The organism is Pseudoalteromonas lipolytica, assembly GCF_003515105.1.
Classification (GTDB): domain Bacteria; phylum Pseudomonadota; class Gammaproteobacteria; order Enterobacterales; family Alteromonadaceae; genus Pseudoalteromonas; species Pseudoalteromonas lipolytica.
Map to the genome: position 1 here is coordinate 2229051 of NZ_CP032090.1, position 16608 is coordinate 2245658.

At 40.0% G+C, this 16608-nt stretch carries 17 protein-coding genes; 5 read left to right on the forward strand and 12 right to left on the reverse strand.

Annotated features, from left to right (window positions below):
* Window positions 1–33: 33 nt before the first annotated feature.
* Window positions 34–369, forward strand: a complete 336-nt coding sequence (locus D0907_RS10095) for a TraR/DksA family transcriptional regulator (protein WP_036967551.1) — start codon at window positions 34–36, stop codon at window positions 367–369.
* A gap of 26 nt (window positions 370–395) precedes the next feature.
* Here the strand turns inward: D0907_RS10095 and D0907_RS10100 are convergent, their stop codons facing one another.
* From D0907_RS10100 to pyrC, 10 genes are all read right to left on the reverse strand, one after another.
* The gene (locus D0907_RS10100) at window positions 396–1400 is read right to left on the reverse strand and encodes a hypothetical protein (RefSeq protein ID WP_118844417.1); all 1005 of its coding nucleotides are present in this window, start codon (window positions 1398–1400) and stop codon (window positions 396–398) included.
* Window positions 1401–1456: 56 nt separating this feature from the next.
* Window positions 1457–2716 carry a tetratricopeptide repeat protein gene (locus D0907_RS10105; RefSeq protein WP_036967545.1) on the reverse strand — a complete coding sequence of 420 codons (1260 nt, stop codon included), beginning with the start codon at window positions 2714–2716 and terminating at the stop codon, window positions 1457–1459.
* An 11-nt stretch (window positions 2717–2727) separates the two neighbouring features.
* On the reverse strand, window positions 2728–3345 hold the full coding sequence (locus tag D0907_RS10110) for an energy transducer TonB (protein WP_036967542.1): 618 nt from the start codon (window positions 3343–3345) through the stop codon (window positions 2728–2730).
* Window positions 3345–3749, reverse strand: a complete 405-nt coding sequence (locus D0907_RS10115) for an ExbD/TolR family protein (RefSeq protein ID WP_036967540.1) — start codon at window positions 3747–3749, stop codon at window positions 3345–3347. The genes D0907_RS10110 and D0907_RS10115 overlap by 1 nt, the downstream gene beginning before the upstream one ends.
* Window positions 3750–3763: 14 nt before the next feature.
* On the reverse strand, window positions 3764–4288 hold the full coding sequence (locus D0907_RS10120; RefSeq protein WP_036967538.1) for a MotA/TolQ/ExbB proton channel family protein: 525 nt from the start codon (window positions 4286–4288) through the stop codon (window positions 3764–3766).
* Window positions 4288–5652, reverse strand: a complete 1365-nt coding sequence (locus D0907_RS10125; protein ID WP_036967535.1) for a MotA/TolQ/ExbB proton channel family protein — start codon at window positions 5650–5652, stop codon at window positions 4288–4290. The genes D0907_RS10120 and D0907_RS10125 overlap by 1 nt, the downstream gene beginning before the upstream one ends.
* 6 nt (window positions 5653–5658) lie before the next feature.
* Window positions 5659–6429 carry a DUF3450 domain-containing protein gene (locus tag D0907_RS10130; protein WP_036967533.1) on the reverse strand — a complete coding sequence of 257 codons (771 nt, stop codon included), beginning with the start codon at window positions 6427–6429 and terminating at the stop codon, window positions 5659–5661.
* Window positions 6430–6903: 474 nt separating this feature from the next.
* Window positions 6904–7518: a response regulator transcription factor gene (locus D0907_RS10135; RefSeq protein WP_036967529.1), complete on the reverse strand. Its 615-nt coding sequence runs from the start codon at window positions 7516–7518 to the stop codon at window positions 6904–6906.
* 435 nt (window positions 7519–7953) lie between these two features.
* On the reverse strand, window positions 7954–8163 hold the full coding sequence (locus tag D0907_RS10140) for a cold-shock protein (RefSeq protein ID WP_036967526.1): 210 nt from the start codon (window positions 8161–8163) through the stop codon (window positions 7954–7956).
* A gap of 329 nt (window positions 8164–8492) precedes the next feature.
* A complete protein-coding gene (gene pyrC / locus D0907_RS10145) occupies window positions 8493–9539 on the reverse strand; it encodes a dihydroorotase (RefSeq protein WP_075593165.1) in 1047 nt (348 codons plus the stop codon).
* 191 nt (window positions 9540–9730) lie between these two features.
* Here pyrC and D0907_RS10150 point away from each other — a divergent pair, with 191 nt between their 5' ends.
* The 3 genes from D0907_RS10150 (at window position 9731) to D0907_RS10160 (ending at window position 14767) form a co-directional block, all read left to right on the forward strand.
* Entirely contained in the window at window positions 9731–12103 is a 2373-nt protein-coding gene (locus D0907_RS10150; protein WP_036967520.1) for a bifunctional diguanylate cyclase/phosphodiesterase, read from the forward strand.
* A 959-nt stretch (window positions 12104–13062) separates the two neighbouring features.
* A complete protein-coding gene (locus D0907_RS10155) occupies window positions 13063–13950 on the forward strand; it encodes a LysR substrate-binding domain-containing protein (RefSeq protein ID WP_036967517.1) in 888 nt (295 codons plus the stop codon).
* Between the two features lie 52 nt (window positions 13951–14002).
* Window positions 14003–14767 carry a YdcF family protein gene (locus D0907_RS10160; RefSeq protein ID WP_118844418.1) on the forward strand — a complete coding sequence of 255 codons (765 nt, stop codon included), beginning with the start codon at window positions 14003–14005 and terminating at the stop codon, window positions 14765–14767.
* An 18-nt stretch (window positions 14768–14785) separates the two neighbouring features.
* Here the strand turns inward: D0907_RS10160 and D0907_RS10165 are convergent, their stop codons facing one another.
* Window positions 14786–15538, reverse strand: coding sequence for a Nif3-like dinuclear metal center hexameric protein (locus D0907_RS10165; protein WP_065978719.1), 753 nt, complete (start codon window positions 15536–15538; stop codon window positions 14786–14788).
* Between the two features lie 150 nt (window positions 15539–15688).
* Between D0907_RS10165 and D0907_RS10170 the strand changes: the two genes are divergently transcribed.
* Entirely contained in the window at window positions 15689–16066 is a 378-nt protein-coding gene (locus tag D0907_RS10170; RefSeq protein WP_036967506.1) for a hypothetical protein, read from the forward strand.
* A gap of 28 nt (window positions 16067–16094) precedes the next feature.
* On the opposite strand, the gene D0907_RS10175 is transcribed toward D0907_RS10170, so the two are convergent.
* Window positions 16095–16571, reverse strand: coding sequence for an HPP family protein (locus D0907_RS10175; RefSeq protein ID WP_118844419.1), 477 nt, complete (start codon window positions 16569–16571; stop codon window positions 16095–16097).
* Window positions 16572–16608 lie beyond the last annotated feature (37 nt).

Below are 16608 nucleotides of genomic sequence, written 5' to 3' on the forward strand. Positions count from 1 at the left end.
TAATTAAAGTATTGCCCACTTGGAACAAACGCGATGAACAATACTGAAATCCAAACAAAGCTATCTGCGGAACTGGCGCAGGTTAGACAACGTTTACTTGATATGTTGGCTAGTTCTAATCAAGGTCACCATCAGCTACTACTCTCGCAACTTAAGGATAACCCGCCTTCTGTTTGGTTAGAAATGACAGCGAATAATCTCGGACCCGAATTTCAAATATTGATATCTCGGTTAGAAAAACTCGAAGCAGCACTGTGCCAAATTGATATTGGTCAATATGGTTATTGCTGTGACTGTGAGGAAAAAATTGATAATGAGCGTTTAATTGCAGACCCTGCAAGCCAACGCTGCCGACACTGCGCTCCTTAAAGCGCAGTGTTGAATAGATAACCTAGTTAACGCGCAAAAATAAAGCTCATTGCAGGATAAAGTACAATATCTTCGATTAGCCAATCAGCCTGCTGCTGATTAACACTTAAACGCTTCATTAAATTTACACGTGCTTGTTGCTCATTCCAAGTGTGATAATGAATCCCTAAATCGGTTTCCATCATTACAGACCAAAAGTATTGTTCATCTTGATTCAATTGACGTTTACTTCGTTTGGCATCAATGAAATCTAATTGCCAGTCAAGCCCAGCATGTAAATCGCCGTCCTCCAAATACTGCAACACGAGTGGCTTGTTATGTGATGAAAAAACAGGTAATGACAAATTGACTGTGGGCTTTTCTTTTAGTAAGTGCTGAATCTCACTTAACCAAGACAAGGGTGGCTTTGTTGTATTGGCAAAATAATTAAGTTTACTTTGATACCAATCCTTACCATTCGCAAGCCCAACTAACCCCAGTTTTGTTCGAGGCTTGTATTGCGCTAAATATTGATTAAGCTTCGTTAGTGCCATCACGACATTTTCATTATTATTATCGAGGTGAGATACCACCATACTGCGTAACAACTTTAGCTCAAGCTTATTAAGCCTTAAATTACTTTGCTCAGCCTCTATGAGTTTTGTTTCTACTCGCTCTATCCACTTGCCGAGCGCTTCCGGTGTGTAATCATCTTGCTTTATAGCATTACTTATCACATCACGCTGTACGGGCCATACAAAAAATCGTTCTGGATATCGCTGCGCAATAATTAAATAATTTAACTGCGCTTGCTGTGAATAACTCAACTCAACATTTGCTAAGCCTTGATAAGCAAGATGACGAGCCTGTAAGTACGCTTCAGAAAATGGCCAATATGTTTTGCCACCATTGTCTAGCTGGGTTGATAAAAGATTATTTATATTGCCAATTTGCTGTTGTCCTTCGGTATACGTGCTAAAGCGATCACTTTGCTCACTGCAAGCAGATAACATGACACTGACTAATAACAACAAAACGATCTGTCTTATCATAATAAAATTCCATAAAAAAAGCCCCAGAGGGGCTTTTTATTTTAAAACAACATCAATTAGATTTTTACACCGTTGCGAGCGGCTTTATCTTTGATGTAGGTCGACCAGCTCTTCGCAAATTTGCGCGTGCGCGGATCATCCATTGCTTTTGTAATAGCAGCATACGCTTGCTTATACTTTTCTTGGTAGTAATAAGCTTCAGCTAAGTCTGTATAGATAGATCCCGTTTTATCAGAACCTAACTCTAATGCCTTGTTCAAACGAACAACGGCTGCACCATAATTTTGCGATTGTAAAAGTAATGAACCTGCTTTGCGATAAAGCTCTGCATCGTCATCAAATTTAGCCGCTTCTTCATAGTACTTAGCTGCTTTCTCAATATCTTTTGAGCGGTGATAGTTAGATGCCACTGCACTGATATTTTGCTTGTTACGAACCACTTTTTCTTCGTTAATTGCCTTTTCAAGCACAATAGCTGCTTTGTAAGGAATTTCGTTTAACGAGTAAAAGTTAGAAAGTACTTTGTATTCAACTTCGTTTTCAAAATAGCCATTTTTATAGGCAACTTCCATGGTCGCTAGACCTTTCTTGAAGTCTTCAGTTTGAAGGTAGTATTTACCTAAACCAACCCAGGCTTTTTTGTCTTCAGGCCAAACACGAACAATCTCTTCCGCTACTTCTACCATGTTTTTGTACTGTTTAAGTTCAAAATAGGCAGCTAGCTTTAATTGGTAAGAAGCTTTAGAAGGCTCCTCCGCCAATTTGATTGCTTTGTTTGCAGCTGGAAGAACGTCGTTAAACTGTTTTAACTCATAGTTTGCTTGCGCAATACGAGTGTAAACTTTGTCGTCTTCTTCACCTGTGAAGTCCATCCAAGCGTAATACGCATCTTTTGCTTTTGCGTATTGCTCAGTACCCGCGTACATGTCACCTAACAGTTTTAAGCCTTGAGATTGGTCAGCAAAGTTTAATACATCAGGTTTCACCGCCGCTGCGACATGCTTAATAGCCAGTTTGTACTGCTCTTTTTGAGCGTACATTTGACCTAGGTAGCGATCAACAGTTGCCTTATCAAACTCATCCGATGGATCAATTTCTTTAAGTAATGCAATCGCTTCATCAAGCTTCTCTTCATTGTACAGGTCGAATGCTTTAATAACTTTCTTACCAACGCGCTCACCCATTACTTTAGTTTTTGCTTTTTTACGCGCTTCAATCTTCGCGTAATCTGGCGCTGCTAAAGCAGGTGCAGTGAAAACCACACCTGAAAGAGTCATAAGAAGCGCAAGTGCTGTTACTTTAGATAAATTTCTCATTACTCGCCTCCTTAGTTGCCTTGGTTAAGTTTAAAGTCTAGTTGTACTTGAAGACCAAATTGTTTTTGTGGTTTACCATCGATGATTTTCGGACGGTATTTCCACTTACGAAGTGCACGTTTAGCTTCGCGGTCAAAGATACGTTTTGGATCAGCGTCGATCACTTCAACATCTTCTACACCACCTACTTCATTGATAGTAAATGAAAGTTGAACCCAACCTTCTTTACCGTCACGCGCTGCTTGCGTAGGGTATTTTGGTTCAATACGAACGATAGGTGTCGCATCACCATCACGTCCAAATGCACCTGGACCACTTAGGCCTCCAGCTGTGCCACCCACATCGATGCTTGGCATATTAAATGACAAACCACCAGTGTTAGGGTTGCTGTTTTCCGGCTGAGGCGGCTGCGGCTTAGGCGGCTGCTTTGGCGGTGGCGGAGGCGGAGGCGGAACACGCTTCCTCTCCTGCACCTTAGATTCAGGCGGATTCGTCATAATTTCGACTACAATCTGTTCTTTTTGTTCAGTCGCACGATCAGCTCCACCGGAGATGAGGTACGCCATGAAGTAGAACAAGCCGAAAGTAACTGCCCCACCTGCAATCAGTGAAAACAGAAAACGAATCATTACTGATCTCCAGCTATTGAAATTTTAAGGTTATCACCCGTCGCTTTGATCTGGTCCATAACTTTAACTACTACGCCGTGTTTTGCTTCTTTATCAGCTTGCAAAATTACAACTTCAGTAGGTTGTTCTGCTAATAAACTTTCAAGTTTAGCTGAAACACGTTCAACGTCTACTTGTTGTTTATCAATCCAGATCGCACCGTCAGCACGAATAGCAACAAAAATATTTGCATTTTTTTGCTTCGTAGCTTGGGCTGCCTTAGGTTTATTGACTTCGATACCAGCCTCTTTAACGAACGATGTAGTTACGATAAAGAAAATAAGCATGATAAATACGATGTCAAGCATTGGCGTCATGTCAACCGCTGCTTCTTCTTCTTCACGAAAACGTTGTTTACGTGCCATATTTAATTCTCTCTCTAGTGATGAGGCATGCTATCTACAAGTTTAGCTTTCGCCATTCTTGCTCTCGCTTCAAGGCGTGAGCTGAAGAACACTCCAGATAGTGCCGCAACCATTCCAGCCATTGTTGGGATTGTTGCCATTGAAATACCTGATGCCATTAAACGTGCGTTACCAGTACCTTGAGTAGCCATGGTTTCGAAAACCGCGATCATACCCGTTACAGTACCTAATAAACCGATTAAAGGACAAATAGCTACCAATGTCTTAATCAACAACATACGCTGATCTAATTTTTCAGACGCTTCAGAAATCCATGCTTCACGGATTCTGTGTGCGTACCAAGACGTAGTGTCTTGGCGGGCATCCCACTGAGCTACAATATCCTTCGTCATACGAGGAAACTCAGCTAGTAGGAACCAATAGCGCTCAATCATTAAAACCCACATAAGAAAGAGTGCTATCGCGACCACGTATAAAACCTGGCCGCCTGTGCCAACAAAATCCCTGATAGATTCCCAGATCTCCATCAGGACTAGCATTAGGCTTTCTCCTTCTCCGCGTGAGCTGCGATGATACCAGCGCTTTGCTCATCAAGGACATGTAAAACCGACTTACTACGACCAGCAACAATTGAGTGAAGTAGGATAAGTGGTAGAGCTGCAATTAGACCTAACGCTGTAGTTACAAGTGCTAGAGAGATATTACCAGCCATGATCTTCGGATCGCCCGTACCGAACAATGTGATTGTTTGGAACGTAAGAATCATACCGATTACCGTACCTAGTAGACCAAGTAATGGTGCGATTGCTGCCAAGATCTTGATGATGTTGATACCAGCTTCGATGCGAGGCGTTTCACGTAGGATAGCTTCGTCAAGTTTAAGCTCAAGGTTTTCAACGTCTTGATTCTTGTTGTCAGCATAAACCTTAAGAATACGACCCAGTGGGTTGTTTGTATTCGGAGTAGAAAGGTTTTTAAGCTGGCTCTTAATCTTAGTGCTAGTAAGCGCAAGATCAACGAAACGTACTACGAAGATTAGTAGACCAACAAGTAATAATACTGTGATGATATAACCAACTTCAGCACCTTGCTCATAGTATTCCATTAACGATTTCTTCTGCGTATTGATACGTAAGATCGCGCCACGAGTCGGGTCGATGTATACGCCAGCATAGTTGTCAGCAGATGTATTTTCTAAATCGCTAATACCCGCTAGGATGTAGCTATCAGGTTGCTTACCTAGAGGTTGGATTGCTTTCGTTTCTGGAGAGTAAATTAAATAACCATCATCAGTTACTAAGTTAAAGTTACCGATACGCGTTACTTTTTTCACAGAAGATGAACCGTCAAGACCAGCAACTTCAGTTTCAAATGTTGAAACTTTTGCAGACTCAGTCATTTCAGTTTGAAGTGAAATCCAAAGCTCTTCTAATTCGCGAACTGTTGGAAGCTCTTTCGCTGCAGCTAATGAGCGAAGTACTTCAGCACGTCCTGGCTTTTCAGCAGAAACAAGTGATGCTTCGATTGAACCGATTGCATCAGCTGCTGCACGACGTACAACACCGAACATCTCACCTAACGTACCTTGTGCATTTAAAAGAGCTTGCTCTTTCTCAGCTAAAGTATTTTCGTTTTGAGCATATTCTTTAGCTAAACGGTCACCACGCGCTTTTTCAGCAGCTAGGTCACTTTTCGCTTTGTTAAGTAACGCTTGCTTGTCAGCGCGAGCTGAAAGGAACTCTTGTTCACGTTGCTTATTTAATTTACCTTCAGAGATACGTTCTTGCTTAACTTGCTCAAGAATTTTGTCTAAAGCATCAGTGTTTGCATGTGCATTAAGCGCGGTACCTGCAGAAACAGATAGTACTGCTGCAACAGCAAAACCTTTAAATAGTTTCTTCATTATTGATTACTCCGCGCCAAAGATTGGTAGTTTAACAAGTTCTAATGTCGCTTGTTTACGCGCCATACGAATAACTTCTTTAACAGGTTTTAGGTATTCTTCACCTAATTCTTTCCACTGTTTAGTGTTGTTATCCCATACCCACGCATGCTTAAGGTCAAAAGACTGAGCTACGTAAGTAATACGACCTAAACGACCGAAGTCAACGTTGATGCTCTTACCATCGATCTCAAGAGTACCTTGAGCAGCAGTTACAGCTGAGCTGTACGCAGTTTCAACAGTGTAAGCTTCAAGAACTTGGCGGAATTTTTCAGATGTAGTAACTGATGCTGACGCCATGATGTCACGAAGTCTTTCAACACGTGCTAGACGGTTTTCAAGATTAAACGGAACGTCCGCTTTGATGAATTGCTCAAGCGTATCGATCATGCGATACATCAAAGGCACAACGTTTTGTTTCGTGTTATCGATTGTTGCGATTTGACGGTCAAACGATTCGATAGAAGCGTTTTGGTCAGCGACCAAACGTGCTACGTGATCGTTATAAACCTTCATTAGCTCAGTTTCATCAACAACGCTACGGTACTCAGCGATTAGCTCTTGAGTTTGACCATATACATTGTCAATTTTAGTTTGAGACTTAACAGCAGCCTTTTGAATTTGTTGACCTGCATCTTGCACATCTTTCAAAGGATCTGCAATCACATTGCTGCTTGCAAATGCAAAAGCGCCAACCAACGCAGATGCTACAAGACTCTTTCTGATTTTAACAGACATAGTTCCCAACCAATTAAGTAATGTTACTTTTATAATTTAATTATCCTCCGAAGAGGACAACCCTGATATCTTTTAATAGATATCAACCCTCCAATAATGCTAAATGCATTAGAGTCTGTCAACTTGATGTTCGGGTTTCATCGGAAAAATTTGGCCACTCGTCGTTGCTATGAAAATAGCCAAAACAATGAATTAACAAAAATATAACAGAGGTGTTCGCGTTAAGGTTCTATAACCCTTGATTGGCAATCATTCCGTTCAGATTAGATTCAAACTTAAACATAAATGTAACATTTAATAAAAGTTTAAATAGGTAAAGATAAGTGAAAAAAAAAATCTCTTTTTTTTCGAACAAAACGGTTTTGAAGAATTTTTATGCATTAAAAAGAGATTAATGTTCAATAAGCAGGCAATTCACCCTTCCGACTGGAAGGATGAATACAGTGAGCGTGTTATGTGTCATCAAGAAATTGGTTAGAATACCGCGCGATCTTTTACAAGCTTTGCCAACGATATTATTGAGTCTACCTCAAGCTTTTCAAAAATCTTTGCTTTATAGGTGCTCACTGTTTTATTGCTAATAAATAGCTTCTCACCGATATCTTTATTGGATAGCCCTTGCAATAAATAATTCATTACCGCAAGTTCACGCTCAGTAAGCAGCTCATCAATGTCTTTTTCACAGGCCACTAAGTGGTCTTGTGGAAAAAACGTGTAACCTCGCAAAATCATTTCAACAGCTGACGAAATGTCTTCTAAACTTTCTGCTTTATTAACGAAGCCTTGTGCACCTAATTTAGCAGCGGTACGAATAATGTGTTTGTCTTGCTTAGCTGACAAAAACAACACTTTCCCAGTAAAACCGCCACTGACAGCTCGCTTGTATAAACTAAAGCCGTCGGAGTCTTCTAGTTCAATATCTAGAATCGCTAGCGCAACATTATTATTCTTTAAAAACTGCAGCGCCTCCTTTTGACTTGCAACAGCTTGAACTTCGTTTACGAGAGTTGACTTCGCTAGCACCATTTTAATTGCTGTTGCCACCATCGGGTGATCGTCTACCAGCAGAATATTGTTTCCTATGCTCATCAATTAGCAAACCTTCATTATATTTTATCAAACAAGTATGAATTACTCAGTATTTTTTCTACGTTCGAGTTGTACTAAGTTTAGCGGGAAATTTTCAGATTGTTGAAAATATCTTCAAACTTATTATCGCCAGTTTGAAATCGTAACTTGAGTGATAAAAACTACCAAATTACACAACTATCAATGTCACATTAAATAGATCCTGCGCAAAGCATATAATACTTTAGTTATGGAGAGTAGCTTTTAAGGAATAGTTATTTAACTTATAGCCGAATGGCTGATATAAAAAACCTAAATTAATGCCTTTGGAGGAATATAATTTCGGTACATGAGAAGTAATTGATTAAATTATGCAGAGGAAGTGTGTTTATTAAGAATGAATTTTGGTGAAACAGAAACTGTTTCACCAAAATGTACTAAGTTTCACATAAAAAATTATGCTACTTCTACGTTCTCAGCTTCAGGGCCTTTTTGACCTTGTTTGATGCCGAAAGATACTTGTTGGCCTTCGCTAAGAGTGCGGAAGCCTGTACCTGTGATAGCACTGAAATGTACGAATACGTCAGGACCATTTTCTTGTTCAATAAAACCAAAGCCTTTAGCTTCGTTGAAGAACTTAACTTTACCAGTAACCGTGTTTGACATACCAAATTTTCCTGTAAGTCAATTATTAAAATTCAGCCATAATGGCTCTATCCTCCCTGAGTGAATGCCCAATAAACTTGGGGTAAAGTACAGGAAGAACTAATAACCAACCGGTAACCGTACAAGCCGCACATTATCCGTAAATTCAATACGCAAAAACTCAAAGCAACTTAAGACTAACACAATAAATGTCTTTTAGCTCTATTAATCGAAAATTATTTTAAGGTCAACCTTCAGTTTTAAAAATATGACAGGCGTATTTCTAAACAATTAAATTACAATGAAAAAAGCCCATCAACTTTGATGGGCTTTTATTTCTTTATTTTATCTTACTTTACTTGCCAGTCCATTTGCGCTTCGGCCTTAATAGGCACTACCTGCGAATCGCCTAATTTATAAGTAGCAGGCACTGTCCAACTTTCTTTCACTAACGTGATGGTATCGCAATTGCGCGGCAAACCGTAAAAGTCAGGGCCATAATGACTCGCAAAGCCTTCTAGCTTATCTAAAGCCCCCGCTTCCTCAAACGCTTCTGCATAGAGTTCAATCGCTGCATGTGCGGTATAAGCACCCGCACAACCGCAAGCAGCCTCTTTCTTATCTTTATAATGCGGTGCAGAGTCGGTTCCCAAGAAAAACTTTTTACTGCCACTTGTCGCCGCCGCAATCAGCGCTTGCTGATGGATATTGCGCTTCAGTATAGGTAAACAGTAATAATGTGGACGAATGCCGCCTGCCAACATATGGTTACGATTGTATAAAAGGTGATGAGCTGTAATTGTTGCAGCAACATTATCTGGTGCGCTATTAACAAACTCTACCGCATCTTTTGTGGTGATATGCTCAAGGACAATTTTCAAGCTTGGGAAATCATTCACAACATCGGCAAGAATGGTTTCTAAAAACACTTTTTCACGGTCAAATATATCTATCGATGAATCTGTCACTTCACCATGAACAAGTAATAACATACCGACGTCTTGCATCGCTTCTAGAACTGGGTAAATATTCTTAATTGATGTAACACCCGAGTCAGAGTTTGTTGTCGCACCTGCAGGGTAAAGCTTTGCAGCAACAATTTTTCCTGTTGCTTTTGCTTTTTTTATCTCTTCTGGGCTCGTTTTATCAGTGAGATAAAGCACCATTAGTGGTTCAAAATCACCCTGTGGGCCAGCCGCTTTAATACGCTCATAATACGCCAATGCACTATCGGTACAGGTAGCCGGTGGAACAAGATTAGGCATAATAATCGCACGACCCATGTAGCGGCTTGCATCACGGACAGTATCGACCAATTGATCACCGTCGCGTAAATGAATATGCCAATCGTCTGGTCGTGTAATGGTGAGGGTTTGAATCGTATTTAAATCTGACATTGCTGGTTTCCACGGCTAAGAGTTAGAGGGATAGCTTAAACGAGGTTAAATCACTAATTGACTTACTTTCGTTTATATTCAGGTGCGTAGTTTACACCAGTTTCAGTTTTTTTTGAAAATAACTTTGTGGATATATTGATAGTAGGTTAACGTAATTAATTAACAGATTATTTGGCTCATTTTTCTTTATTATGCCTAAACATTTAGATACCGCGAGTGCACTTGAAGTCAAAACAGATCAGTTGCATATCATTAATCAGTTTTCATCATCGTTGATGCAGTTAGACACCATAGAAGAGCTACTTGAGTACGTCACATCACATGTTGTAAACAGACTCGGGTTCATTGAGTGTGTCATTTACTTAGCAGATGATGAAGCACGTACCCTCAAAGAAGTTGCTTCGATGGGTAAAACAAATAGCGGTGATAACTCTTATTACATTGACCGCACAGAAATTAGTTTTGATCAGGGTATAACCGGGTATGTTGCATCCACTGGCAAACCTTTAATGATAGGCGATGTAAGACACGAAAAACGTTATATCGCAGATGCGCGCCCCGCCCTGTCTGAATTATGTGTGCCGCTGGTTTATAAAGAAAAAATCTTAGGGGTCATTGACTGCGAGCATCCGCAAAAACATTACTATAATGATGCTCACCTTGAGATTTTATCAACGGTTGCCCATTTACTCAGTGCAAAAATCGACCAAGTCAGAACCGTTAAAAACTTAAAGCAAACTGTTAATCAGTTAAACGATGCGCAAAAACTTGAAAATTGTATGCTACAGATAGCCAATCTTACCTATCAATCTAGCGAACTCGACAGCTTTTTTGAGTCACTTCATGCCATTATTACCACGCTACTCAGGGCTGATAACTTTTTCATCGGGCTTTATGACAAAAAATGTGATGTGCTCGATATCGTTTATATTATCGAAGAAGGAGTGCGCTCTAACGCACACAAAAAAATCTCTAAGGATCTATTAAAAGACACGGCTTCCTATTATCTGCTCACAACAGAGCAATCTCTATTATTCAATAAGGAAGAATTCCAGCAACATATTGATGCAGGCCATTTTAAAATGGTGGGTCGCCAAGCAGAATCATGGTTAGGTGTTCCCTTTAAAGTAAATGACAGAATTAGCGGGGTCATTGCGGTGCAAAGCTACAGTGATCGTTATCACTACAGTGAGCATGATCGCGCGCTTCTTACCTATGTAAGTCGCCAAATTAGCATGGCTATTGACCGTCAATTATCACGTCAAGAATTAGAGCACCGTGCATTACATGATGAACTAACAGGGTTAGCAAACCGTTCATTATTAATTGAACGCATAAAACACGGCATATTGCGTTTAGCACGTGCGAATAAAGAGACCCAACATGCGTTGTTGTACTTAGATTTTGATCGGTTTAAAAGTATTAATGACTCATTAGGTCATGAAGTGGGTGACCATTTTTTAGTGAGAATTTGTGAGTTAATTCAAGGCACCATTCGTAACACAGATACTTTTGCCCGTTTAGGGGGAGACGAATTTGCGATTTTTATGGAGAATATAACCGATAAGCAGCAAATAAATGATGCCCTAGAGCGAATTCAAACTGCACTAGCTGATCCCCTCAATATTGACGGCCACTTATTACAGGCTTCTACCAGTATTGGCGTTGCATTTTGTGAGAGTGAAAACGACAAAGCTTACAAATTATTGCAACATGCTGATGCAGCCATGTACGAAGCTAAATCTTCAGGGCGTGGACACGTAAAGTTTTTTAATAACACAATGCGTAAAAAGCTAAAAACCCATGCCGATATCGAAAATGATTTACAGCATGGCATCGAACACAATGAATTTGAACTGTATTATCAACCAATTTTTACAATTCAAGAGGCACAGGTCATTGGCTTTGAAGCATTGGTACGCTGGCACCATCCAACCAAAGGGTTTGTAGCACCGAATGATTTTATCCCCGTTGCAGAAGATACAGGGCAAATCATCAACTTAGACCTGCATTTACTCGACTTAGCAGCTCAACAAATTTCACATTGGTATCAACACGGACTTCCCTTTACCAGAGTCACTGTTAATGTCTCGTCTAGGCACTTTGCGAGTCTTGATTTTGTAGCCCAAATGCATGCCTTATATAAAAAGTATCAACTTCCGTTAGGGTCACTCTGTCTAGAAATTACAGAATCAGGGCTAATAGGTAATTTAGAACTCGCAACTAAAATAATAAAAGGGTTAGCGCCCCTTGAAGTAAAACTTTGCTTAGATGACTTTGGGACAGGTTACTCTGCCCTAGGCTATTTACACCAATTACCGATTCATATCTTAAAAATTGATAAGAGCTTTATTGATCATATTACAAAATCACATAACCCATTAATAGATGCCATATTATCTTTAGCACAATCATTACAGCTTGATGTGGTTGCAGAAGGAATTGAAACTGAGCAACAGCTAGCCATCTTAAAACAAACACCGTGTAAATTTGGTCAAGGCTTTTTAAAAGCAAGGCCAATGCCGGCAAAGGATGCTAAAAACGTTATTTTACATGGCTTATAAAAAGCATACTCGCCTTTATAAGCCATGAAAAAAACGACCTTACTGTAAAAAGACGGATTTGTTTATTGATAAGCTTGCTGTAATAACCTTTAGCAACCATACGCAATCATTTTCAGGCATTAAACCTGACATACACAGCGTTAAGGATGTCTGATTAACGCCTCCATAGGTGCAGGAGTTACAGCAATGCAAAGGCGATTACCAAACACAAATAACACAGCTACATAACACAATGTGCTTGCTACCGACGCGGTTTTCTTACCTCACATTTATTGCCACTAATACCATTCCGCTTAATTAAGTGGTCTATTTTGAGGCAATAAAACCGCGTTGATAACAAGGCAAAAATTTAGTTATTTAGTTGTTTTAAATCAGAAATTTTTAACGCAGGTAGCGACTGGTTTGATCACTCAAAATGATTAAGTATTTTTGCGGATTGGTATAAATTAAACGCCTTGCTAGCAACGGGATGACTCAACGTATACCTTTTTATATCGGTGTTTATATAACTTGCTAACACTGAACACAGAGCACTCTATTGAGCAATATATACATGCCACTACCCTCTACACAGCACATTAATCTTTCTCACTCTATACCTTAAGTTTACCTTTATACCTGAGTACACCTTATGCCTAGTTCACATTTTTAGGCTTCAAAAGCTAAATTTGGCACTGGCGGCACTCGGGATACCTTTATTGAGTTTTCTCTTTTTTGTCGCTTTTCCTATGACTGCTAAATTCGCCACTTATAAACTTGAGGTAAATTCATGGAAATATCGCAGCAAGTGTAAAAAAACAAACTGACAACGCTGTCATTTATTGTTTAGAAAGGTTATTGTAAACATGCAGTAAAAAACAACGCCATTTTAGACGTCTAGACGTTGAAAAAATATAAACGAAAGCGTAGTATGTTTGTAATCTGAGTTTGACTCACATTTTTCATGAGATTTTTTAAAGATGATTGATATAAAGCACCTTAAAACAATTGCGACACTTAAAGAGACCGGTTCTTTAGTTAATACAGCCCGAGAACTCTTCTTAACGCAATCAGCGTTATCACATCAGATTAAAGATCTCGAAAATAAACTCGACTGCCAGTTATTCGAACGGAAAACACAACCGGTTCGTTTCACACCGCAGGGCATGCTCTTACTTGAATTAGCCAACGAGGTGCTTCCTCGGGTAGAAGCCACAAAATGTCGATTAAAAGAGAGTCTTAATCAACCAATATCAAACTTGAGATTAAGTGTTGAGTGTCACGCCTGTTTCCATTGGCTGTTGCCGACAATTAAAGAATTTAATAATTTTTGGCCAGACATTAAAGTCGATTATGAACGCGGTTTTAGCTACGATGCTATTCCTGATTTAATGAATGACGAACTCGATCTTGTGCTTACATCAGATATTCGTGAACCAGATCAGCTCGAATATGCACATCTATTCGACTTTAAATTAAAATTAATCGTGGCACCTGATCATGAGCTTGCAAAAAAAGCCTATGTGACCGCCCTGGATCTGAAAAACGAAACAATCATTTCATACCCTATTCCACGTGAACGTCAGGACATTTTTAAGCATTTTATACAAAATGCACGCTTTGACGGCACACTTAAAACCGTTGACCAAGGCTTATTAATTTTTCAGCTTGTTAGTGCTGGAATGGGGGTTGCTGCGCTACCAGACTGGTTAGTTACACCTTATGAAAGCCAAGGCTTGATAAAATCAATTCCATTAGGTGCTCTAGGTCTTACACGTCCTATGTACTTAGCAATGAAAAAAAATATGAAAGATAATCCTGTATATCGTCATTTTTTGAATACTTGCAAACTAAATAATGGTCGCTAAACACAGATAAACTCTCTAACATCGTTATATCTTACAATCACTTGTATTTACTATGTTTGAAATTAAGAAGATAATTGGCTCATTGTTAATGCCACTTCCGTTGCTTGGCATAATAACATTACTAATGGTATTTCTAGCGATAACACAGCGACGAAAAGCGCTCTATTTAGGGTTTATCAGTGTATTAAGCCTACTAATTGTAAGCACCCCTTATGTTGGTCAAACGCTGATTGTTTCAAGTAATAACCCACAATGGCAATTTAATAAACGCCAACATTCCCAGATTGATAACATTGTTGTTTTAGGTTGTACCATCATGCCGCATCCACAACTTGTTGCTAATAACCAACTGGGCGATTGTGCTATAAGCCGCTTATTAGAGGGTGTAAAACTTGCGCATCAATACCCCGATGCTATTTTATTTGTCTCTGGTGGTGGCTTTGCCAATACCACAAACAGCCAATTGATGTTTGAAACAGCCAAGACATTAGGTATCGCAGCATCAAGGATCAAACAAAACCCGCTTGCGATGGACACCGCAGAAGAAGCGAAAAGACTGGCGATATATTTGGTCGACAAAAAGAGTGCTTTAGTCACATCTGCAAGCCATATGCCGCGCGCAAAAGATCTCTTCAACGCGCAAGGAATCGAGGTAATACCCGCAGCAACAGATTATAAAGATTACAGCCAATTTCCCATGTACAAACAATTTATCCCCAGTGCCGATGTACTCGTTGCAGTTACACGAGTGAGCCACGAAAAGGTAGGCAGTCTGTGGATTAAATTACGCCGCTGGATTGATCCAGAGGCGTTGTAATCACTTAACCCTGTTAGATTAAACAGGGTTATCAATATCTATAAAAGTAACATCAAAACCATGCTGCTCAGCTAAAAGCTCGCCAAGTGCTTTTATTCCGTATCGCTCAGTAGCATGGTGACCTGCAGCGAAAAAATCAATTCCTTGCTCTCGCGAGCTATGAATAGTTTGCTCAGATGCTTCACCTGTCAAATAGGCATCAATACCTTGAGCAGCAGCTAAGTCAATATAACCTTGCCCGCCCCCTGTACACCAAGCAATGGTTTCAATCTTGTCATCGCGCACTAAGCTCGTTAAAGGTTCACGGTGTAGCACTGTGCTAATTTTGTCTGCAAACTCTTTGCCCGTTAAAGGTGTTTTTAAAAATCCTTTTACTGCGACGCTGTTTGGTCCCGCTTCAAGGCCAGCGCTAAGTTCAATATCTAATAAGTGTGCAAGTTGCGCATTGTTGCCAATGACGGGATGAACATCTAATGGCAGATGATAAGCAAATAAGTTGATATCATGAGCAAGTAACGCCGCTACACGCCGTTTTTTCATACCTGTGATTGGCTGAGACTCACCTTTCCAAAAATATCCATGGTGAACCAAAATAGTATCCGCGCCGTGATCAATAGCCGCATCAATCAATGCTTGGCTTGCCGTGACCCCTGTCACTATTTTTTTTACCTCGTTTGCACCTTCAACCTGAAGCCCATTCGGGCAAAAATCTGCGATTGAGTCGGGTTTTAGAATGTCGTTTAATAACTGAGTAAATTGTTTACGTTGCATATAGAAATCGTCCTCTACCCCTTAAATTTGTGCAAATTTTGGCGTTTATAAGTCAAAAATGGAAGGAAAATCGCAAAAAATTGAAAAGTAAGCTGAAAATAGGTATAAATATATATTCTTAATCTGTGTTTACAACGTATAGGGTCTCTGATGAGCAAACTAGACAAAACAGAAGTGTTAAATGCCTTCGAAGCAGCTTATGAAGCAGCGAATGGTAAAAAACCTGAAATCACAACAAAACCTGGTTGGTATAGCATCGACGGTGGCAAAAATTTGCGCCTTGCTGATGTTGCAGCGCTGACTGAAGAGCTCACTTCTGGTAAAACAGCTGAGCCTAAAGCAGAAGAAGCACCAAAAGCACCGGCAAAAAAAACCAAAACTAAAACCGCTGCGCCAGCTAAGTCAGTTAAAAAGTCACCATTCACCGTAGTGAAAGCGAATGATGATGGTTTCAAAGCTGAAGAGCTGTGGATTGTTAACCTAGCTGAAAAAGACCACGATTGTCGTTTACCTCGTGGTGTTGTGTAACTAATTACACATTGGGAAAAAACCGCTACTAATTAGCGGTTTTTTTATGCCCAGTTATCGAGATATTTATCAAGTATTGTGAAACAAAACCACAAAGCACAATAAATACGGTACCTGTTAATACGGGCATTACTAAAAAATCCCAGCTTTGCAACGATTGCATTATTAAAATAGGATTTGCCCCAGCGGCAGGATTCACTGTGCGTGTTAGCATCATTAATGAAATAGCCAACCCACTGGCAATAGCAATCTCAAAAGGACTGACACCAACAAAATTTACAAATAAGACTCCTATAAACGCCGTTATAAGGTGACCACCAATCACATTTCTGGCCCGCGCAAGTGGACTTGTAGGTACACCAAAGACTAAAACGGCAGTCGCTCCAAATGGAGCCATTAACCATATGCCAAAATCCCCTCGTTGCTGTAAGTAAGCAAGTACAAAAATAGCCAGCGCTGCAAATCCACCTGCAATAACCGCTTTGTTAATTGTTTTGTCCATCATATCTCCATTGCTCAAGGTAGACCGATCTGTCTACCCA